Origin of the sequence: Maribacter aquimarinus, from assembly GCF_047345505.1 — a bacterium.
Classification (GTDB): domain Bacteria; phylum Bacteroidota; class Bacteroidia; order Flavobacteriales; family Flavobacteriaceae; genus Maribacter.
Genome location: NZ_JBLFEO010000003.1, coordinates 231,942 through 250,809, shown reverse-complemented (window position 1 = coordinate 250,809; position 18,868 = coordinate 231,942). Strand labels below are relative to the sequence as shown.

Below are 18,868 nucleotides of genomic sequence, written 5' to 3'. Positions count from 1 at the left end.
TCGATGGCGTATATTTGATCATAACTGCACGGGTATGTTACCCTAAGTTACGGAAACCCGTGCACTTGTACAACGGAATTCGTCGATTGTTCAAAAATAAAATGCTGATTGTTAATATCTTACCTTCCCGTTGATAGAAAATCAGCAAGCCCTTATTAATGCCTCACGGGATGGTTCCGAGGTAGTTCATTAAACTGAGATATGGGAGAAGATAAAAGCAGAAAGACAAAAAAGGGGGCAAGGCCCAAGAGTGTGGTCCGTAAGACATCTGCCCTGGCCCAGGAGCTGCACCTAAGTTCCAAGGAAAAGATCAGAAGGGTCATCGAGGAAACGGACACAAGGGCCGGCAGGATATTTGATCTGGGCATACAGGCGTTGATCATTTTCTCCATATTGGTCTATTCCATTGGCACGTTGCCCAGCCTTTCGGAGAAGTGGATGCGTATTCTGAACATTGTGGATATTGTGTGCTACGTAGTGTTCACCATAGAATATTTTGGCCGAATTTACATCGCCAAAAACAAGTTGAAGTACATTTTCAGTTTTTACGGCATCATTGATCTTATCGCCATTTTGCCCTTTCTCTTTGCCAGACAGTTCGATCTTAGGGCCATCAGGGCGTTGCGGGTGTTCCGTCTCATCAGTGCGCTCAAGATTTCAAAATACAACGATTCCTTGAGACGTTTTACCATCGCCCTAAAAATAATACAACCGGAACTGGTGCTCTTTTTTATTATAACCGGTATCTTTTTGTTTCTCTCCTCCGCGGGCATTTACTACTTTGAGCATGCGGCGCAGCCAGAAAGTTTTGCTTCCATTTTCCATAGTCTATGGTGGGCCATCATAACGCTCACCACCGTGGGCTATGGGGATGTGTACCCCATAACCGTGGGCGGCAGGATCTTTACCTTTTTTATACTGCTTTTGGGGCTTGGTATCATTACCATTCCCACGGGGCTCATAGCCAGCGCCCTTTCCACGGCCAGGAACATGCAACTGGATGAAAAAATCAAGGAAAATCTGGAGAAGGAACAGCTCAAGGCCGGTAACGGGGGTTAATGCCATTTCCCAATTGAAAATAAGCCGATAAATGGTTTCTTTTTACGCCCTACTTCAACATAAAAATAAGCCGTAGCTCGGCTATGCCTGATTTTTCTTTTTCGCAGGCCAAAAAAATGATTCCATTTCTATGGCTGCTTTTCAAACAAGAAGGGGTATAAGGGAAAGAAGGGCGCTTTGTGGCCCGGTAAAATCCTCGGTGCGGGGTCATTCGCTTTTTAGAAGGTCTTGGTACTCCAGAAAAAAATGTTCCAAAAGTGTCATGTGGGTGTTCAAAAATTCCATGGTTTCCCGCCAGCTGTCCTTATTGTGAATGGAGACCCCGGCCTTTGTCACATATATTCGGGAGATCTCCTTGCCGTTCTCCAATAGATGGCAATCGTCATAAACCGCTTGCGGAAGCTGTTGCAGCAACAGGCTTTTTAGGGAGCATAGTTTCTCCCAGATCTGTATTCTTTGTTCCAGGTGGCCCTCCACGTCCAAGCTCACCATAGCCTGTTTTACGTTAAAGTGGAATTTTAGGGACAGCGGCTTCATTCCCGTTTTGTACAGCACCCATTTTTTGGGAAAGGACTTGCCAAAGGATATCCAAAATTCGGTTCTGAGCTGGCGCGATGTCTCTTTACTGAACATTTACATAAAATAAGCAATGACAATGCCCAGCACAATGACCACCAATTTGTGCAAATTAAACTTATGGCCCTCGGAACTTTCAAAAAGGATCACCGTGGAAATGTGCAGGAAAATGCCAATGACCATGGCATTGAGTATCTGGGAGTTTTGGTAAAGCCAGGGAATCTCGTTGGACAGATACGTGCCCAACGGGGTCATGACACTGAACATCAGCATGAACAAAAAAGCTTTGGCGCGGCTTAACTTGGATGCCAGTAAAAAGATGGAAAGGATAATGGCAATGGGCACTTTATGGATCAGGATACCGTACAGGATGCTTTCGTTGCCGTGAATGGGCACGCCTTCCAATACGGCGTGCACACTAAGGCTCAAAAACAACATCCATGGAAAGATGGTGCTCTCGGTGGCGTGGTGCACGTGGCCGTGTTCTGCCCCCTTGGAAAAAAACTCCAAAAAAATCTGGAACAGAATGCCCACCATGATCCATACGCCCAGTTGTTTTGGGCCCTCTCCCGTGTACACCTGCGGCAAGAGTTCAAAAACGGTAAGGGCCAGCAGAAAGGCACCACTAAAGGCCAATAGCAGTTTAAAGTGCTCCTTGCGTTTTGGTCTTGTGAGATAAACAAGGACAAAACTCAACAGTACGGCCAGGAATGGCAAAAGGTAGATCATGCTAGGGTGTCGGTATCCGTATTCCGGGTGTAACAGGGTGGTGCCCACCAAGAGCGTCAAAATTAGCGTATTTTTGCGTTAAGCTAAACACCGTTTATGGGTAAAAATTTTAAAATGTTGGCCAAGACCCTTTTTGGGTTCGAGGAAATACTGGCCAAAGAGCTTAGGAATCTGGGGGCGGGCAACGTGGCCGTGGGCACCAGGAACGTCTCCTTTGAAGGCGATTTGGGGTTCATGTACAAGGCCAATCTTTGCCTGCGCACCGCCATTAAGATCATAAAGCCCATACATTCCTTTCCCGTGCGGAACGAGGACGACCTGTACCGGAAAATGTACCAAATGGAATGGACAGATTTCCTTGGTGTCCATGATACCTTTGCCATTGACGCCACCGTACATTCGGACCAGTTTACCCATTCGCTCTATGTGTCCCAAAAGACCAAGGATGCCATTGTGGACAAGTTCAGGGACCTGGAAGGGAAGCGCCCCAATGTGGATGTGAAGCATCCGGACCTGCGGATCAATGTGCACATACACCAAAACCAGTGCAATGTGTCCTTGGACAGCTCTGGCGCCTCCCTGCACCATAGGGGCTACAGAACGGCCACCAATATTGCGCCCATTAACGAGGTTTTGGCCTGTGGGCTCATCCTTTTGAGCGGTTGGGACGGACAAACGGATTTTTTGGATCCCATGTGTGGGAGCGGAACCTTTTTGACCGAGGCCGCGATGATCGCCTGCAACATTCCGGCCAACATCAATAGAAAGGGCTTTGCCTTTGAGAAGTGGCCCGATTTTGATGCCGACCTCTATGCCAAGATCGTACAGGCCAGTTTGAACAAAGTCCGGGAATTTCACCATACCATTGTGGGGTACGACAAAGCACCTTCTGCCGTGCGCAAGGCCATGGAAAATGTGGAGAACGCCAATCTGAGCGATTACATAGCGGTGAAAAGACAAAATTTTTTCATGACCAAAAAACAGACCGAGGCCCCATTGCACATGGTGTTCAATCCGCCGTACGGGGAACGTTTGGATATTGATATGGAAAACTTCTACGCCGATCTGGGAGATACCCTGAAGCAGGGGTACCCGGGGACGGAGGCTTGGTTCATTACCTCCAATTTACCGGCCTTGAAATTTGTGGGGCTGCGCCCCTCCAGAAAGATCAAGGTGTACAACAGCCATTTGGAAAGCCGATTGGTGAAATATGAACTCTATGCCGGCAGTAAAAAGGCCAAACACCAAAAAAAACCATCATGACCCCAAAAACAAAAGCACTCCTGTTCAATTTTTTAGGCTTCGCCCTTCTGTTTGTGGCCTTTCGTTTTCTCATAGGATTTCTCTTTCCGCTCCAAAACTTTGTGGCCGCGGTAATTGCCGCGGTATTGGCCAGTGTACTGGCGCCCAAGTTTGGCGCCGTGAAGACCAAGGAGGGCCAGCGGTTGTTCATGAAATGGCCTTTTACCAAGAACGGTAAGGCCCTATAGGCCTTCTTCGGGCTGTTTTTCCTCTTCCGGATTTTTGTTCCTCTTTTTGTACAAGGGCAAAAAGTAGGAGATGGAGTAGTTGTAGCCCACCCCAAAACGGCTTCCGTCCGTAACCTTGTTGAATCCAGGTATGAATAGGTTGGGAAAGGTCTCGGTGTCCGGGTTGGTCACCAGAAAGCCCAGGCGCACACTGGCCCCCAGAAAGATGTTGGAAAACAGCTCCACCTTGGTGCCAAACAAGACCTCCAGCCAGCTGGCCGTCCTTCCCGAGAACTCCCGGGGCGGATTATTGGAAGGGGCAAACCCATCCGGGCTCCAATACCGGTTGGTGTTAAAGATGTCATATTCGTTCAAGGTCTGGCCAAAGCTGGCAAATCCCAATCTGGCCCCATAAAAAATGGAGTTCTGCTCCCCATACCAGTTTTCATAGGTGTTGTTGTCCACGCCAACCTTTAGGTAACTTCCGTTTGTGGTGAAATTGTAGAGGTCTTCCTGTATGGTCTTCTCTTCGGTGCCCAGTTCTGCGGCCAGGTAAAGGTTTTGGGTAAGGCGGTAATCTGCCACCAGTTCAAGACCGGTGTAATTTTCATCCAATACACCGGTCACGATACGGCTTAGGTCCACACCCGCCCTGAGACCGTAGGCCTGCTTGTAAACCAGGGTGTCCTTTGGTTGCAGGTCAATGGTATTGTCCTGGGAAAAAAGGGAAGTGGCGAGGAGTATCGCCCAAAAACTAGTGAAAAATCTTGACATGGGTGGAGTCTGAGTTTTTGACCAAGGGCCGTATCACTTCAATGCGTTCTATCCATTGCCCGTTGGGTCCTTCCAGGGCGGCCTCGAGCTCCTTATAGTTGACAATAAAGCCACAGGCCCTGGAGATCATGGTATCTACGAGCACATAAGAAAAATGTACCGTATCCAAGGTTCCCGTTTCCTCTCCGGCGTCATTGGTGGCAGAGTTGCTTATGAGCACAAAGGAAGTGGAGTCCCGGTTCACCCTGAGCGGTATGCTGATGCGGTTCAGGTCCGTACGGTCTGCCACCGTGTTTACCGTAACGGTTTTCCCCACACCGGCCACGCGCAGCTTTGGCACGGCCTTCAGTGCACTGGTATCTTCCACATCATAAAATTCCACGACCAAAAGGGGGGTGTCCCCTTCCACGCAGATATCATCTTTTTCACAGGCGGCCGCGGCCACAAGGACCAAGAGCAGTAAAAAACCAAAACCGTATTTTCCCATTTTATGCTTTCTTTTCTAAAAGTACAACATTTTCCACGTGATGGGTCTGGGGAAACATGTCCACGGGCTGTACGCGCACCACGTCATACAGGGCTTTCATCAGGGCCAGGTCGCGGGCCTGGCTGGCACTGTTGCAACTAACATAGACCACTCGTTTTGGCGCCGTTGCCAAAAGTTGTGCCACAACGTCCTTGTGCATGCCATCCCGGGGTGGGTCGGTGATCACCACATCGGGAGTTCCGTGTTCGCTTATAAACGTTGGGGTGAGCACCTCTTTCATATCGCCCACAAAAAAGTGGGCATTTTCAATATGGTTGTGGGCAGCGTTGGCCTTGGCATCTGCTATGGCGTCGGGGACGGACTCTATGCCAATGACCTTTTTTGCTTTTTTGGCCACAAATTGGGCAATGGTTCCCGTACCGGTGTACAGGTCGTAAACCACTTCCTGGCCGGTGAGCGCGGCAAAGTCACGGGCAATTTTGTAAAGGGTGTGCGCCTGGTCCGAATTGGTCTGGTAAAAGGACTTGGCGGTGATCTTAAAACGAAGTCCCTCCATTTCTTCGTAAATATGTTCCCTACCGGAAAAGCAATGTACGTCTTGATCGTAGAGCGTATCATTTTGTTTTTGGTTGATGACGTACAGCAGCGCGGTTATTCCCGGAAAGGTGTCTGCCAGATGTTGCAACAAAAGGGTTCTCTTTTGGGTATCGTCCTCAAAAAACTGTATCAGTACCATGACCTCTCCCGTGCTGGACGTGCGGATCATTAGCGTTCTAAGCATCCCTGCCTGATGCCTAGGGTTAAAAAAAGTGAGCCCGTTCTTTATGGCGTATTCCTTGGTTTCCAAGCGTATGGCGTTGCTGGGGTCTTCTTGGAGGTGGCAGGTTTTTATGTCCAGCACCTTGTCCCACATCCCCGGCATATGAAGCCCAAGGGCGTTGCGATCGTCAAATACCTGATCGGAGCGCAGTTCCTCAAGGCTCAGCCACCTACGGTCCGAAAAGGAAAACTCCATCTTGTTCCGGTACCAATACTCCTTTTTGGAACCGATGATGGCATCGGTCTCGGGAAGGTCCAAATGGCCTATGCGCCTAAGATTGTTCTCCACTTCTTGCTGCTTGTAGGCAAGTTGGTGCCCATAGGCCATATGCTGCCACTTACAGCCGCCGCAGACACCAAAATGCTCGCACCGGGGCATGGTGCGCTTGTCCGAAAGGGAATGGAAGGTAACGGCCGTACCTTCAAAATAGGCTTTTCTTTTCTTGGTGGTCTGTACATCCACCACATCACCGGGCACACAATTGTTCAAAAAAATGACCCTACCGTCCGGGGCCTTGGCCACGGTCTTGCCCTTGGCCCCGGCATCCAAAACCTCAATGTTGTGAAAAACGTGTCTGGTTTTCTTTCTTCGCATGGCGCAAAAATAGGAATTGGATTCATTTAAACGGATGATGTCACTGTGTATTATGAATCATTTATCACATCCCAAGGGGCACGGGCGCGCTTTGGGCCGGTCCTTGTTACGGTCACGGTCTGGCCGGGTAAACGATGCCGCCCGCTGTTTTGGTAATGGTGGCCCTGGCGGTATGGAAGTGTAAGGACAGACGGCACCAAAAAAGTACGGGGGCCATTGGCCCCCGTACACACTTAAACCACCCAAGCGAACCAGCTACTCCTGGGCTTTCTTGTTAAACTTTTCCAAGATGCGTTCCATTTGTTTCCCTGCGGCTTCCCGCCCTCCCAGGCCAAAACTAAGGGCTATGGTAACGGCAACCGTGGCCAGGGTAATGCCAAAGGCAAGGTTTATGATGTCATCTCCAATGCCCATGGTCTTAAGGCCCATGGCCAAGAAGAGGGCCAAGATGCAGACCCGTAGAACGGAGGCCACAAAAGCATTGTTTCCCTTGGATAGGTGCTTGTGTGCCAACAGGGAGATCCAATTGCCAACGAGCAAGATCACCAAACCAAAGAGAATATTTCCGGCCAGGGTACTAATGGTGACCAAAAGCGCGGTAAGGCTATGGAATTCCAATTTCTCAATGGCGGTCATGATGCCAAACAGGACAATGAAAAAGAACACAATGTTGCCGATCAGTTTGGGCAAGTTCATTTTTTTGTCAAAGCCCATAAGCCCCGTTTCACCCAAGATGGTGTCCAGTTTAAGGCTTTCCAACAAATCCGTGACCAGCCCGGAGACAAAACGGCCGCCCACAATAAAGAAAATTAAAATGATCACGGCCACAAGGATTCTGGGAATGGCGGCAAAAAACTGCTCCAACATTTCCGTGGCCGGCAAGGAGATGGCCTCCATGTTCAAAATGTTCAGGGCCGTGATCAAAAGGGGTATGAACACGAAGATAAAAACCACTTTTTTTAGAATGCCCACCAGGTCCATGTTCTCGGGCAAGCGCAGTTTGGGAACAAAGCTCCGTATGGTCTCCCCTGAGAGCCCCACGAGCTCCGAGATAATGGTGGCCAGCATATAGCCAATATAGCCCACCAACCCTGCGCCCACGATGTTGGGGATAAACGTGAGAAAAGAGTTCAATAGGTTCTTAACGGGATCCAAGACGTTGGTCATCCCCAACTTTTCCAGCGCCAGCATGAACACAAAGATCATGACCAAGAAATAGATGAGTTTTCCAATAAAGGAAGATAGTTTCATCTGGTTGGCCCCCAGTTTATCGTCCACCTTGGTTCTTTTCACCAGCTTGGTCACCAAGCGCTTAATGATCCCGGCCACGATCCATCCCACGATCAAGATTAAAATGGCCGCGATGGTTCCAGGAAGGTACTCGCCAAAGCTGGTTGATAGGTTTTCCGTTAAATTCGTTAAGAAGTCCATAAGATGTCTTTTTAAATTAGTTAGTGTATATATTTGGGACACGCCCTTTTCGCATAGGTCACAATCCCTTTACCCTAAGGGCTTTGGGTTTGGACCCTCTGGGCGCATCTTACCGTGAAGTTTGGTACGGACGGATTTTATTTTTTACCTTAGCGTCACTTTTCAGGGATGATTTCTCTCCTACGCTGAATTTTCGGTCCGATGTCCATCGGGATTTCGAAAAGAAAAAGGTACAGAAGGAATTGCTATAGTTTTAATGGAAATCGTTTTTCAACCTGTTTTACCACCCATGACCATCCGTTTATCTCGGCCTTTTTGGCCCGTGCATGGCCCAGAACCAAGGGTGCGGGCTTTAAGGGGATGGAAATAAGGGCAATGGTCTTAACGGAAAACGATTTTAAAATGTCTATTGATTATGTCTGTTTTGGAAAACATCACTTCCCAAGATGCCATTGCTTTGGAAAACAAGCACGGTGCCCACAATTACCATCCGCTTCCCGTGGTACTGAGCAAGGGAGATGGCGTACACGTTTGGGACGTGGAAGGAAAGAAGTATTATGATTTCTTGTCGGCCTATTCGGCCGTGAACCAGGGGCACTGCCACCCCAAGATCGTGGGCGCCATGGTGGCCCAGGCCCAAACCCTGACCCTTACCTCCAGGGCATTCTACAACGATTGGTTGGGCAGGTTTGAGAAATACGCCACGGAAACCTTTCATTTTGATAAGCTCCTGCCCATGAACACAGGGGCCGAGGCCGTGGAAACGGCCTTGAAGGTATGCCGCAAATGGGCCTATGAGAAAAAGGGCATTCCGGAGAACGAGGCCCAGATCATTGTCTGCGAGAACAATTTTCACGGCCGTACCACCACCATCATATCTTTTTCCAATGATCCCGTGGCCCGCAAAAATTTTGGGCCGTTCACCAAGGGGTTCATAAAGATTGAATACGACAACCTCGAGGCCTTGAAAACCGCACTTCGGGACAACGCCAACGTGGCCGGCTTCCTGGTGGAGCCCATTCAGGGAGAGGCCGGGGTACACGTGCCCTCTCCAGGGTACCTAAAAGCTGCCAAGCAGCTCTGCGAAGAACACAACGTACTTTTTATCGCAGACGAAGTACAGACGGGCATAGCCCGTACCGGCCGTCTGTTGGCCACTTGCGGAGACTGTTCCTGTGCGGATAAGCACTGCAGCGGCACCCCTGAGGTAAAACCGGATATCTTGATTCTGGGCAAGGCCCTGTCCGGTGGGGCGTATCCGGTCTCGGCGGTCCTGGCAAACGATCCCATTATGGGGGTCATTGGTCCCGGTAACCACGGTAGCACCTTTGGGGGCAACCCGGTGGCCGCCGCTGTGGGCATGGCTGCCCTGGAAGTGGTAAAAGAGGAACAACTGGCAGAGAACGCCGATCGCCTGGGGCAACTCTTTAGGTCAGAGCTCAATGCCTTTATTCCCCATAGCCGTTTGGTAAAAAGCGTTAGGGGAAGGGGGTTGCTCAACGCCATCCTCATCAACGATACCGAAGACAGCTCCACGGCCTGGGACATCTGTATGGCCCTGAAGGAAAACGGGCTATTGGCCAAACCCACCCACGGGAACATCATTAGGTTTGCGCCACCACTGGTCATGACCCGTGAACAGTTGTTGGAATGTGTGGCCATTATAAAACGCACGCTACAGGAAATGGAGTAGCCCGACCGGCCCAATGGCACCACCCAAAAAAAGGGAGGGACCCCAGTACTGGGGTCCCTCCCTTTTTTAATGGCCAAGGCCGTGCTTATAGGTTGCCCTCTGCCACAAGGGTCATAAAAATCGCCACCAGAGCCCCAAAATAAAGAATGGCCAAGATGGTAAGTACCGCCGCAATGGCAAGGCCAATATAAGATAAGACCTTGCCGGTCTTGGCATTTTCAATCCCGGAAAGGCCCGCCTGAGGTTGGGCACGGTGGGCACGCTCTGCCCGTTTGGCACTGTTTAGGCCCAAAAACCCAAAGATGGCGCCAAACGGCCCACAACAAAAAAGGGTGATTACAATGGACAAGATGCCAAAGGTAAGGGCATTGCTGGCTCCCGGTAGTGATCCTTGTTCTTCCATTTATTCAAATTCAATACCCATCTCTTCATACATTTCCTTGGTCTGTTCCATGTAGGCTTCCCATCCACCCATTGAAACTATTGTGAAAACTACGTAGAAAAGGGTAAGAATCCCTAAAACAAGTCCTATGATGGCAACAATCCTTGCCGTTTTCAGTGTACTGAAATTAGAGTAAACATCAGGATTTTGTTGATATAATTTTGTGTCTTTATTCACTAGGAAAAGGGCAATTCCAGATAAAAGGATACCTCCAAGACCACCACTGATGCAGCAGCATAGATAGGACAATATGCCAAGTATGATGGCAATCGTTACATTGGGTAATTTTTGTTCTTCCATGATTAGGTTGGTTTTTAAATGAATTTTAAGATATAATTGATTAGAATGCTTCCTACACTGATGATCATCAAGGCAGAGGTGATGCCGTTGGAATACTTTATGGTGTACACTTGGTCCAGCATCAAGAAACCCATTAACAATAAAATGGGGTATATGGCCGGATACATTGAAAAGGCGGCGCCAAATTCGCCCTTTACCAAATGCAGTACAGATCTTTGCAGCCCACATCCGGGGCAATCCAGCCCCAGAAACTTTTTCGTGAAGCACGGTAGCATGTAATTTTCAATGCCCAAAATGAAGGTAAAAACAAGTGCCCTGGCCATAGGTAAGGTTTCCAAAGGGGAAAATTAAGATTATTTTCGTAATAAAAACAGAAAAGTATGGTCAATTATAAGGTGGGGGACAGGGTAGAGGTTTTGGATGATGTCATAAAGGGCAGGGTAACGGCCGTAAACGGCGCCCAGGTTACCCTGCTTACGGAAGACGGCTTTCCCATGCGCTTCCATTCCGGGGAGTTGGTCCAGGTTCAAGAAGAAATAAGGGTAACCAATGCCGAGGTGGCCCAGATAAAAAAAGAAAAAACCGAGCATAAAAGGAAGCATGGGCCCGCGCCCAAACCCAAGGAGCGCAACGTGCCCAAAATGGAGGTGGACCTCCACATTCACCAATTGGTGCGCAACCCCGGGCAGCTCAGCAATCACGAAATGCTGAATTTACAGTTGGAGACCGCCAAACGTCAGTTGGCCTTTGCCATGGAGAAGCGCATACAAAAAGTGGTTTTTATCCATGGGGTGGGAGAAGGCGTGCTGCGGGAAGAGCTGCACTATCTCTTTGGGCGCTATGACAACCTAAAGTACTATGCGGCAGACTACCAAAAGTACGGAATGGGGGCCACGGAGGTGTACATTTTCCAGAACACCGGATCATAGGGGCGTAGTGACCGTTCCAAAATCGTTGATGCGCAAATCGGTGATACGGCCGCCATTTTCCAGGAGAAAGCTAATGTTGCTGAGCCTAATGGTATGTGTAAAACCGATGGAATCCTTGGGTACGGTGGTTACGATGACCTGGCCACTTGCGGCACTTATATCTTGGATCACCACGGGCTGCAAAGGGGGTACGGCATCGCAAAAATAGCCGTCGTCCACATTATCGGAAAAAAGACGGTAGGTCACTTTGGCGCCGCCGGGCACATTGCTGATCACCTCTTCGGTGGTGGCCTCGTTTTTCAGAAGGCCATTGGGAAGTTCAAGGATAAGGGCTTCGTCCCCGTTAATTTTAAACAAGACATTGGCGCTGCCCACGGCAATGGGGTCGCAGGAGCCAATGGTCTCTATTTCATCAAAATCTATGGTGTCTATGGGCAGGTCGCCGTCATCACAGCCCAAACATAGCAAAAGAACCAAAAGGGACATTGTTTGTTTCATAGGACAAATTTAAATGAAATTGTGCAGATGTGACTTGGGAAATGGTTCCCTATGGCCTCACTTTTAGGAATAATGGAGTATTTTTGGGCCGTTAGAACGGCGTAGAACATGAAACATGTTTATTTTGACAGTGCGGCCACTACCCAATTACGGGAAGAAGTGATCGAGAAAATGCAAACTGCCCTGGCCAATACGTACGGAAACCCATCTTCTGTGCACAGTTTTGGAAGAACGGCCAAGACGGCGGTGGAGAGTGCCAGAAAGACCATTGCCAAGACACTCAACGCCCATCCGTCTGAAATTATCTTCACCTCTGGTGGTACCGAGGCAGACAATATGGTGTTGCGATGCGCCGTTCGCGATCTTGGGGTCACCACCATCATCACCTCCAAAATAGAACATCATGCCGTACTGCACACTGCCCAGGAACTGCACGCCCAGGGCCAGGTGTTTCTGTGGTACGTAGATCTGGACGAGCACGGCAACATTGATCTGCAGCATTTGGAGACCTTGCTAAAAAAGGACGACTCCAAGAAGCTGGTGAGCCTAATGCACATTAACAATGAGATCGGTAATATCCTGGACCTACAAGCAGTGGCCCGGATGGCCAAGGAGCACCATGCGCTCTTTCATTCAGACACCGTACAGTCCATAGGGCATTATCCTTTGGATGTGCAAACCGTGCCGGTGGATTTTCTGGCCGCGGCCGCACATAAGTTCCATGGGCCAAAGGGCATTGGGTTTGCCTTTATCAGAAAGCATTCGGGCTTGGGCCGCATGATCTCGGGAGGCGCCCAAGAGCGCGGACACCGGGCGGGAACGGAGTCCTTTCACAACATTGTGGGGATGGAAACGGCCTTTGTGCGCGCCTATGGTGACCTGGATGCGGAAACGGCCTACGTTAGGGGCATCAAGGAACATTTTGTGAACCGCATTAAAGCGGAAATCCCCGGGGTGGCCTTCAACGGACATTCGGGCGACTTGGAGAAGAGCACCTACACCCTGGTCAATGTGCGGCTTCCGGTGCCCCAGGAAAAAGCCTTGATGTTGTTGTTTCATCTGGACATGAAAGGTATTGCCTGCTCCAAGGGCAGCGCTTGCCAATCTGGAAGTGATGCGGGGTCCCATGTACTGGGTGCCATCCTGTCCGGGGAAGATTTGGAGAAACCTTCCTTAAGGTTCTCTTTCTCCAAATACAATACCATTGATGAGGTGGACTATGCCATAGGCGTGCTCAAGGAATTTGTGAACGCCTAGTTGCTGTTGCCCTTTCGGTCCCGTTTGCGTTCCCGCTCGTAGGGAAATTTGCGTATGGCCAGCTTCATCATTCGATCTATGAGGTCATCGGTGTTTTTGCCGGTCTTCTTGTCTATTTGTTTTTCATATTTCCACAACAGCTTTCCGGTGTTCCCATCGCTTATTTTCATTCCAATTCTACCGTAATTGGAATTGCCGGTAAAATAATCGGCCACGCTGAACTCGGTGGGCACGCCCTTGCTCAAGAGCACATTGAGGTCCAAGGAACCGGATATGATGCCGTCCACGCCGAGAATTTCGGCCAGCTGGGGCACGGTATGGACATCCATGTTTTTATAGCTGATGCCTTTCTGGGCCAGTTTGGCCCGGGTATCCTTAATGTTCTGGAAGCTAACGGGGAATTTTTTCTTTTTTCGTCTGTTTTGGAAATAGGTTTCCAGGGCATTCTGCACGGCATAGCCCTCTTTTTCTTCCAGATCGCCCAATGCTTCCGTTCCGTTGGCCTCCCTGAGTTCCAGGGTGGTGAGAAAGGGCAGTATGGCCAAGGTTTGGTGGTCCTGGCTCAATTCATCAAAACGCGGGCTTTCGTAGATGTTCTTTTGGGCATACAGCTGGCCGGCGGCCAGTACGATCAGCATGCAAAGTACGTTCTTCATAATCGTTCCTTAAAGTCGTGCCCGCAATTTTAGGTTCAATACCCTGGAAGTTAAAAAATTGGGCACGGCAAATTCATTTCCGGACTGTACATCACGAACCCAGGTGTTGGTGATGGCATTTTGGGTATTGAACATGTTGAAGATTTCAAGACCCAGGCTCAGTTCCTTGAACCTTTTAAGCCAACCCCGATCGGGGCCGGGCTTTTGCCGTGATGCAAAAATATAGGAAATTCCCAGATCTGCCCGCCTATAATCCCTTAATCTGTTCAAGAAGACATAGGGATCGGCATCGTTGGGCGATCCACCGGGCAGGCCGGTCTGGTACACCAAGTTCAGGTACATTTTCAGATCCGGGATGTTGGGAACATAGTCTTGGAACAGGATCCCGATCTTAAGGCGCTGATCGGTGGGCCTAGGTATAAAGCCGCGTCCGTTGCGGTTCTCTTCCGTACGGAGCACCCCCAAACTTATCCAGGACTCGGTGCCGGGCACAAAGGCGCCGTGCATCCTGGCCTCTGCTCCGTACACATAGGCTTTGGTGTCATTGTTTGCGGCATAGCGTATGCGCACGTCTTCCAGGGTATAGGGATTTACGTTGTCCAAGTCCTTGAAGTAGGCTTCGCCCACCAATTGAAACGGTCTTCCCCACAGCAGAAAACTGTATTCGTGCGCCAACACCGTATGGAATGATCGTTGTGCCTTAACGTTGGGAACCACCTCTCCGTTAAGGTTGCGGAGCTCCCTATAAAAGGGCGGCTGGTGGTACCAACCCGCAGACAGCCTAAAGAGCATGTCCCTTTTCCACTCCGGCTTCAGGGCAAACTGTCCCCTGGGACTCACTACCGTTCGCGAACTGCGCTCAAGTCCTTGGCCCCCAACGGACCAATGGTGGGCCCTAATGCCCAGGTTGTAATGGATGTCCGTTTTGCCCCAACGCGCCTGCCTGCCCGTCTGAACAAAACCGGACCATCTATTGGTGCGCACAAAATTACGCGCATTGACGCCGGTAAACGGCAACAAGGGCGCCGTAAAGGGGGTTTCTGGTTGATTGTTCATAAACTCGGGCCTAGGGGGCCGTACCGAAAATCCAGCGGAATCTATGAACTCACTTTCCCGCAATTGATCCCTAATGTCTTCATGGGTATATTTTAGGCCCCATTCCGTCACATTTTTTTTGGTGCGATGGCTGCCGCGGTGCTCCAGATTCACGATCAGGGCGTCCAGGTCGTTCCTGCTCCGGTTAAATTGTGTGCCCAGGCCAATGGTGGCGGAGGGTTCCCCAAAGTTGCCACTGCCCGGGTCGGTATCCAGGTCTCCCAAACGGTAACGGGCAATGATGTCCGAGTATTCCTCTTCCGTGGTATGATAGACCGAAGATATGAACCTCAGGTGGGTACGGTGGCCCAATGCATAGGTGGCCTTGACCGCGCCCAGCGCCGTGGCGTACCTGTTGTTCTCTTCACCCTGATAGGTTACCAAGAGCGTTCTGGGATCGTCAATAGTGCCAAAATTGGTTTGGCGGTCAAGGGGTTGGTTATTGTAATTGTTCACGGACAGGTTGCCCAGGACATTAAAGTGCCATTTATCGGAGAGCCTATAGGTAAGGTAGTGCTGCACGTCCGTAAAGGCCGGCCTAAAATTGCCGTTGGTTTCTTGGCTGTTCACCAGCAGGGCATTGTTCCTGTACCTTAGGCCGGTTACACTGCTCACTTTTTTGTTTTTTGAGCGGGTCTCAAGACTCAGGCTCGCGCCCAAAAAACTCACTTCGCCCGCTAGGGCAAATTGGTTGGGGGTCTTGTAGGTAACATCCAAAACGGAAGAAAGGCGGTCGCCGTACTTTGCTTGAAAGCCCCCGGCAGAAAAGGCCACATCGGCCAAGAGGGCGCTATTGATGAAGCTAAGCCCCTCTTGCTGGGCCGAACGCACCAAAAAAGGACGGTACACCTCAATCTCGTTCACATAGACCAGGTTTTCATCGTAGTTGCCGCCCCGTACGGAATACTGGGTGCTGAGCTCATTGTTTCCGGAAACCCCCGGCAAGAGCTTTAAAATGTTCTCTACCCCGGCGTTGGCCCCGGGTATGGTGCTTATGGTTTCGGTGGCCAGGGTTTCCACCCCTTCCGCCCGCCTTTGGCCCGTGGGCGTTACGGTAACACTGGCCACTTGTATGGCTTGTGTGGAGAGCACGGGGTTAAACAGGTAGGTCTCGTTGGTGGTGAGCACCAGATCTCGGAGTTCCAGGTCTTTGTGACCCAGATGGCTAAAAAGCACCGTGACCTTCTCATCTGCGGGTATTTCCAGGAGGTAAAAGCCGTTGTCAGTGCTGGCGGTGCCCATCTTTCCGGCACGAATGCTCACATTGGGCAAGGGCTTCCTGTCCTCGTCCAATACCATCCCGGTGATGGTCGCGGTTTGTGCGCTGGCATCCAAAAGACAGAGCACAAAGAAAAGCAGCAGAACCTTTGCCGGGTTCAAAAGGGTCACTTTCGGTAGAATGAGGTCTTCAAGGTATTGGTGTTGCCCACATTATCCGTAACGGTCACTTCCAGGATACATTGCTTTTTGTCCAATATCTTATCGTCAAAATTATAGGTGAGGGTGTTCTTTTTGGGTTCGTATTCCATCAATATCCATTCCCCGTTCAGGGTGGCCCGGTACGATTTTATGCCGCTGAGGTCATCTGCAATGTGCACGCTAAGGTAGCTGTAGTTGTTTAGCCATTGTTTTTCCTTGAAGTTTTTGGTGCGAATGCTGGGCGGAACGCTGTCCTTGGCCAAGGTGTAGGTGCCCAGAAAACGGGTTCTCGTGGTAAAGGTGTCCCCGCGTTTGTACGTACTTCGGTAAGAAGGTTTCAGCTTGCTGTCCAGACGCGCTATGAACAGTTGTTCCCGCTCCGCCGCCGTGTATTTGGAAACGTCAAAGCTAAGGGTGAAGTTTCGGTGGGCGGGCACCGAATTGTCATGGATTTTTACGGTATCACTGCCCTTTTCCAAATCAATGTAAAAGTCCTCGTAGAAGGTGTTTTCGGGAAAATATACCTTGGCAATTCCCAGATCGTAGTTGTTGGGCTTTTTTGCCAGCACAAAGTGGGAAGTGGCATCTTCTTTCCGCGCCTGGGTTATGGTTTCCTTTTTGCCCGTTACCGGGATGTTCAGAACGGTCTTGTTGCCGGCCAGATCTAACATTTCAATGGTCAGGGTGTAGCTCATTCCCTCCTTGATGTCAACCAGGCCATCGTTGTTTAGTTTGCTGTAAATACTCAGGTTATTGCCCGGGGAACGGAAGGTTTTTTGAATGCGCTGGCGGTATTTTCCAAAGTATTCATAGTCTATAAAGGTGTTTATGTATCGGGTTTCCCCAAAGGAGAAGGTTTCAAAATTATACGCCGTGTGCAGCGTGCCGTTCACTTTGAGGTTCACGGCATAGAGTCCGTTTTTGTTCGCGGCCATGTCCAGCCGATCAAAACCCACAAAACCAAGGCCCACTTTCCCCAGCGCCGTGACCCTGTCTGCCAGGAAGGTTCCGTCTGTCTGCCGGCTGTAGCTGAGCTGTATTCTTTGCTGGCTTTGGTTCACATGCCCGTTTTTGGACATGGGGTAGGCAAAGAGTTTTTCCAGTGTAGGGTTGGTGGCGTCTGCGACCTCAATGCCGTAGAGCAAGGGGTTGGTCGGTTTTTGGGAGACACTGTTCCTTATTTCAAAATGTAGGTGGGGCCCCGAGGAGCTGCCCGTGTTTCCGCCGTAGGCGATCAACTCGCCCTGATCTACGGTAAGTTCTCCGTAATCCGGAAAAATCTCCACTTCGTAAGACTCTTTTTGGTACTGTACCTTTTTTACGTAGGCCTCTATGCTGGGCGAAAATTTCTGCAGGTGGCCGTAAACGGAGGTGTGCCCGCTGGGATGGGCAATGTAGAGCACCTTGCCGTAGCCCCAATGGGCCACTTTGATACGGGTCACGGTGCCCTTGCCAATGGACTTTATGGGGATGCCCTCCCGCTGTTGGGTCTTTATGTCTATGCCCGCGTGAAAGTGGTTGGACCGCAGTTCGCCAAAGGTGCCGGCGAGGATAATGGGAATGTCCATGGGGGGCGTAAACAGATCTTTGGGATAGGTATCCTGCCCAAATACCCAAAGGACGTTAAGAAACATTAAAAAAAACACTTTTCTTCCCATGGCCATAAATATGCCTGCGAAAATAGGAAACGGGCAGCAATGTTAAAAGGCCGGGCTGTTAAAAAGGGAAATGGCTCCCCGTGAAAACGGTAAGGGTACGGGAGCCCCACAGAAATAATGAAAAAAGAATTGGCCAATCTGCCCACTAATGTTAACTTTGTGTTACTAGCGTTGAAATTTTGTATGGGAGAATTGATCCATATCGTTGATTCCTTGGAAAACAAAGTTAGCAAGTTGCTGCACAGGTTGGATGTGCTTCAGGGCACCAACCAAAAATTGGCAAACGAGCTAACCGCACTGCGGGAAACCCAGCTGAACATCTCCAAAGAGGCGGCAGACTGGGAAGAGCGTTACAATTCTTTGAAACTTGCAAGTTCAATGCTGGGCAGTAATACAGATAAAACCGAAGCCAAGCTCAAAATAAACACATTGATACGGGAGTTGGACCATTGCATTGCCCAACTTTCTGAATAATGTTTTGTACCTTGTATGTCAGAAAAGCTCAAAATAAAACTGTCCATTGCCGATCGGGTATATCCTTTGACCATAGACCCCAAGCAGGAGGAAGGTTTGCGAAAAGCGGCCAAGAACATTGAACAATTGGCCAAAAAATTTGAGCAGAATTATGCCGTTAGGGACAAACAGGACGTGCTTGCCATGTGCGCCCTGCAGTTTGCCTCCAAAATAGAGCAACGGGGCATAGAGCACACCGAGGGGAACATGGAAGCGCAGGAACGCCTGCAGGCCCTGGAGCATTTGGTGAGCCAAAAATTGGCCTTGAAATAAATACGTTCTTTAAAATAAGCAAAGTTACTGCCCACATTGGTAATACCTTTTGACGAACTCAACACTAATTTGTTTAAAAAGGGTGAGTTTAGATTGTAAAAGCGTGCCCTACTCGTATAGGGATTATTGATCAGTCTGTTAGCCCTAAACCTGTTTTTCGGAGTTTGTACAAAACTTCTCCAATGTGGGCTTTTTT

General features: G+C 49.8%; 21 protein-coding genes and 1 other RNA gene. 9 read left to right on the top strand and 13 right to left on the bottom strand.

The features are described 5' to 3' along the window. Window positions 1–201: 201 nt before the first annotated feature. On the top strand, window positions 202–1,059 hold the full coding sequence (locus ACKWCC_RS03800; protein WP_413994569.1) for an ion transporter: 858 nt from the start codon (window positions 202–204) through the stop codon (window positions 1,057–1,059). Between the two features lie 207 nt (window positions 1,060–1,266). Here ACKWCC_RS03800 and ACKWCC_RS03795 read toward each other — a convergent pair whose 3' ends face one another. Then, entirely contained in the window at window positions 1,267–1,692 is a 426-nt protein-coding gene (locus tag ACKWCC_RS03795) for a DUF4268 domain-containing protein (RefSeq protein WP_413994568.1), read from the bottom strand. Further along, window positions 1,693–2,364: a ZIP family metal transporter gene (locus ACKWCC_RS03790; protein WP_413994578.1), complete on the bottom strand. Its 672-nt coding sequence runs from the start codon at window positions 2,362–2,364 to the stop codon at window positions 1,693–1,695. Between the two features lie 96 nt (window positions 2,365–2,460). Between ACKWCC_RS03790 and ACKWCC_RS03785 the strand changes: the two genes are divergently transcribed. Both ACKWCC_RS03785 and ACKWCC_RS03780 read left to right on the top strand, forming a co-directional pair. Then, complete coding sequence (locus tag ACKWCC_RS03785; RefSeq protein ID WP_413994567.1) at window positions 2,461–3,627, top strand: THUMP domain-containing class I SAM-dependent RNA methyltransferase; 1,167 nt, start codon at window positions 2,461–2,463, stop codon at window positions 3,625–3,627. Next, on the top strand, window positions 3,624–3,854 hold the full coding sequence (locus ACKWCC_RS03780) for a hypothetical protein (RefSeq protein WP_413994566.1): 231 nt from the start codon (window positions 3,624–3,626) through the stop codon (window positions 3,852–3,854). The genes ACKWCC_RS03785 and ACKWCC_RS03780 overlap by 4 nt, the downstream gene beginning before the upstream one ends. On the opposite strand, the gene ACKWCC_RS03775 is transcribed toward ACKWCC_RS03780, so the two are convergent. The 4 genes from ACKWCC_RS03775 to ACKWCC_RS03760 form a co-directional block, all read right to left on the bottom strand. Beyond that, window positions 3,849–4,607: a DUF6048 family protein gene (locus ACKWCC_RS03775; protein WP_413994565.1), complete on the bottom strand. Its 759-nt coding sequence runs from the start codon at window positions 4,605–4,607 to the stop codon at window positions 3,849–3,851. The two genes, ACKWCC_RS03780 and ACKWCC_RS03775, sit on opposite strands and share 6 nt — an antisense overlap. Further along, window positions 4,588–5,094 carry a DUF6452 family protein gene (locus ACKWCC_RS03770; protein WP_413994564.1) on the bottom strand — a complete coding sequence of 169 codons (507 nt, stop codon included), beginning with the start codon at window positions 5,092–5,094 and terminating at the stop codon, window positions 4,588–4,590. Before ACKWCC_RS03770 ends, ACKWCC_RS03775 begins: the two co-directional genes overlap by 20 nt. A 1-nt stretch (window position 5,095) precedes the next feature. Next, window positions 5,096–6,508 (bottom strand): 23S rRNA (uracil(1939)-C(5))-methyltransferase RlmD, encoded by a 1,413-nt coding sequence (gene rlmD, locus ACKWCC_RS03765; RefSeq protein WP_413994563.1) that lies wholly within the window; start codon window positions 6,506–6,508, stop codon window positions 5,096–5,098. A 255-nt stretch (window positions 6,509–6,763) separates the two neighbouring features. Continuing rightward, window positions 6,764–7,939 carry a mechanosensitive ion channel gene (locus tag ACKWCC_RS03760; protein WP_413994562.1) on the bottom strand — a complete coding sequence of 392 codons (1,176 nt, stop codon included), beginning with the start codon at window positions 7,937–7,939 and terminating at the stop codon, window positions 6,764–6,766. A gap of 415 nt (window positions 7,940–8,354) precedes the next feature. On the opposite strand from ACKWCC_RS03760, the gene rocD reads away from it, so the two are divergent. Further along, complete coding sequence (gene rocD, locus ACKWCC_RS03755; RefSeq protein WP_413994561.1) at window positions 8,355–9,632, top strand: ornithine--oxo-acid transaminase; 1,278 nt, start codon at window positions 8,355–8,357, stop codon at window positions 9,630–9,632. An 85-nt stretch (window positions 9,633–9,717) separates the two neighbouring features. Here rocD and ACKWCC_RS03750 read toward each other — a convergent pair whose 3' ends face one another. The 3 genes from ACKWCC_RS03750 to ACKWCC_RS03740 are packed head-to-tail and all read right to left on the bottom strand — an operon-like array spanning window position 9,718 to window position 10,712. After that, window positions 9,718–10,035 (bottom strand): hypothetical protein, encoded by a 318-nt coding sequence (locus ACKWCC_RS03750; RefSeq protein WP_413994560.1) that lies wholly within the window; start codon window positions 10,033–10,035, stop codon window positions 9,718–9,720. Beyond that, on the bottom strand, window positions 10,036–10,374 hold the full coding sequence (locus ACKWCC_RS03745) for a CCC motif membrane protein (RefSeq protein WP_413994559.1): 339 nt from the start codon (window positions 10,372–10,374) through the stop codon (window positions 10,036–10,038). Window positions 10,375–10,388: 14 nt separating this feature from the next. Then, entirely contained in the window at window positions 10,389–10,712 is a 324-nt protein-coding gene (locus tag ACKWCC_RS03740) for a DUF2752 domain-containing protein (protein ID WP_413994558.1), read from the bottom strand. 42 nt (window positions 10,713–10,754) lie between these two features. On the opposite strand from ACKWCC_RS03740, the gene ACKWCC_RS03735 reads away from it, so the two are divergent. Next, a complete protein-coding gene (locus tag ACKWCC_RS03735) occupies window positions 10,755–11,303 on the top strand; it encodes a Smr/MutS family protein (RefSeq protein WP_413994557.1) in 549 nt (182 codons plus the stop codon). Here the strand turns inward: ACKWCC_RS03735 and ACKWCC_RS03730 are convergent. Beyond that, window positions 11,298–11,801: a hypothetical protein gene (locus ACKWCC_RS03730; RefSeq protein ID WP_413994556.1), complete on the bottom strand. Its 504-nt coding sequence runs from the start codon at window positions 11,799–11,801 to the stop codon at window positions 11,298–11,300. The genes ACKWCC_RS03735 and ACKWCC_RS03730 overlap by 6 nt on opposite strands. Before the next feature lie 108 nt (window positions 11,802–11,909). Between ACKWCC_RS03730 and ACKWCC_RS03725 the strand changes: the two genes are divergently transcribed. Then, complete coding sequence (locus ACKWCC_RS03725; protein WP_413994555.1) at window positions 11,910–13,058, top strand: cysteine desulfurase family protein; 1,149 nt, start codon at window positions 11,910–11,912, stop codon at window positions 13,056–13,058. On the opposite strand, the gene ACKWCC_RS03720 is transcribed toward ACKWCC_RS03725, so the two are convergent. From ACKWCC_RS03720 to ACKWCC_RS03710, 3 genes are read right to left on the bottom strand one after another with little or no spacing between them, the layout of a single operon-like run. Next, entirely contained in the window at window positions 13,055–13,714 is a 660-nt protein-coding gene (locus tag ACKWCC_RS03720) for a hypothetical protein (RefSeq protein WP_413994554.1), read from the bottom strand. The two genes, ACKWCC_RS03725 and ACKWCC_RS03720, sit on opposite strands and share 4 nt — an antisense overlap. Window positions 13,715–13,723: 9 nt before the next feature. Continuing rightward, on the bottom strand, window positions 13,724–16,198 hold the full coding sequence (locus ACKWCC_RS03715; protein WP_413994553.1) for a TonB-dependent receptor: 2,475 nt from the start codon (window positions 16,196–16,198) through the stop codon (window positions 13,724–13,726). Further along, on the bottom strand, window positions 16,195–17,862 hold the full coding sequence (locus ACKWCC_RS03710) for a M23 family metallopeptidase (RefSeq protein WP_413994552.1): 1,668 nt from the start codon (window positions 17,860–17,862) through the stop codon (window positions 16,195–16,197). Before ACKWCC_RS03710 ends, ACKWCC_RS03715 begins: the two co-directional genes overlap by 4 nt. A 207-nt stretch (window positions 17,863–18,069) precedes the next feature. Here ACKWCC_RS03710 and ACKWCC_RS03705 point away from each other — a divergent pair, with 207 nt between their 5' ends. The 3 genes from ACKWCC_RS03705 (at window position 18,070) to ssrS (ending at window position 18,838) form a co-directional block, all read left to right on the top strand. Then, complete coding sequence (locus tag ACKWCC_RS03705; RefSeq protein WP_413994551.1) at window positions 18,070–18,360, top strand: hypothetical protein; 291 nt, start codon at window positions 18,070–18,072, stop codon at window positions 18,358–18,360. A gap of 15 nt (window positions 18,361–18,375) precedes the next feature. Next, window positions 18,376–18,672, top strand: coding sequence for a cell division protein ZapA (locus tag ACKWCC_RS03700; RefSeq protein ID WP_413994550.1), 297 nt, complete (start codon window positions 18,376–18,378; stop codon window positions 18,670–18,672). 56 nt (window positions 18,673–18,728) lie between these two features. Then, window positions 18,729–18,838: non-coding RNA, 6S RNA (gene ssrS / locus ACKWCC_RS03695), on the top strand. Window positions 18,839–18,868 lie beyond the last annotated feature (30 nt).

Coding starts and splice junctions, on each gene's coding strand:
- ACKWCC_RS03710 (WP_413994552.1), bottom strand. CDS start 17,862: ATGTTTCTTAACGTCCTTTGGGTATTTGGGCAGGATACCTATCCCAAA.
- ACKWCC_RS03785 (WP_413994567.1), top strand. CDS start 2,461: ATGGGTAAAAATTTTAAAATGTTGGCCAAGACCCTTTTTGGGTTCGAG.
- ACKWCC_RS03770 (WP_413994564.1), bottom strand. CDS start 5,094: ATGGGAAAATACGGTTTTGGTTTTTTACTGCTCTTGGTCCTTGTGGCC.
- ACKWCC_RS03780 (WP_413994566.1), top strand. CDS start 3,624: ATGACCCCAAAAACAAAAGCACTCCTGTTCAATTTTTTAGGCTTCGCC.
- ACKWCC_RS03800 (WP_413994569.1), top strand. CDS start 202: ATGGGAGAAGATAAAAGCAGAAAGACAAAAAAGGGGGCAAGGCCCAAG.
- rocD (WP_413994561.1), top strand. CDS start 8,355: ATGTCTGTTTTGGAAAACATCACTTCCCAAGATGCCATTGCTTTGGAA.
- ACKWCC_RS03790 (WP_413994578.1), bottom strand. CDS start 2,364: ATGATCTACCTTTTGCCATTCCTGGCCGTACTGTTGAGTTTTGTCCTT.
- ACKWCC_RS03795 (WP_413994568.1), bottom strand. CDS start 1,692: ATGTTCAGTAAAGAGACATCGCGCCAGCTCAGAACCGAATTTTGGATA.
- ACKWCC_RS03730 (WP_413994556.1), bottom strand. CDS start 11,801: ATGAAACAAACAATGTCCCTTTTGGTTCTTTTGCTATGTTTGGGCTGT.
- ACKWCC_RS03775 (WP_413994565.1), bottom strand. CDS start 4,607: ATGTCAAGATTTTTCACTAGTTTTTGGGCGATACTCCTCGCCACTTCC.
- ACKWCC_RS03700 (WP_413994550.1), top strand. CDS start 18,376: ATGTCAGAAAAGCTCAAAATAAAACTGTCCATTGCCGATCGGGTATAT.
- ACKWCC_RS03725 (WP_413994555.1), top strand. CDS start 11,910: ATGAAACATGTTTATTTTGACAGTGCGGCCACTACCCAATTACGGGAA.
- ACKWCC_RS03750 (WP_413994560.1), bottom strand. CDS start 10,035: ATGGAAGAACAAGGATCACTACCGGGAGCCAGCAATGCCCTTACCTTT.
- ACKWCC_RS03745 (WP_413994559.1), bottom strand. CDS start 10,374: ATGGAAGAACAAAAATTACCCAATGTAACGATTGCCATCATACTTGGC.
- ACKWCC_RS03705 (WP_413994551.1), top strand. CDS start 18,070: ATGGGAGAATTGATCCATATCGTTGATTCCTTGGAAAACAAAGTTAGC.
- rlmD (WP_413994563.1), bottom strand. CDS start 6,508: ATGCGAAGAAAGAAAACCAGACACGTTTTTCACAACATTGAGGTTTTG.
- ACKWCC_RS03735 (WP_413994557.1), top strand. CDS start 10,755: ATGGTCAATTATAAGGTGGGGGACAGGGTAGAGGTTTTGGATGATGTC.
- ACKWCC_RS03720 (WP_413994554.1), bottom strand. CDS start 13,714: ATGAAGAACGTACTTTGCATGCTGATCGTACTGGCCGCCGGCCAGCTG.
- ACKWCC_RS03760 (WP_413994562.1), bottom strand. CDS start 7,939: ATGGACTTCTTAACGAATTTAACGGAAAACCTATCAACCAGCTTTGGC.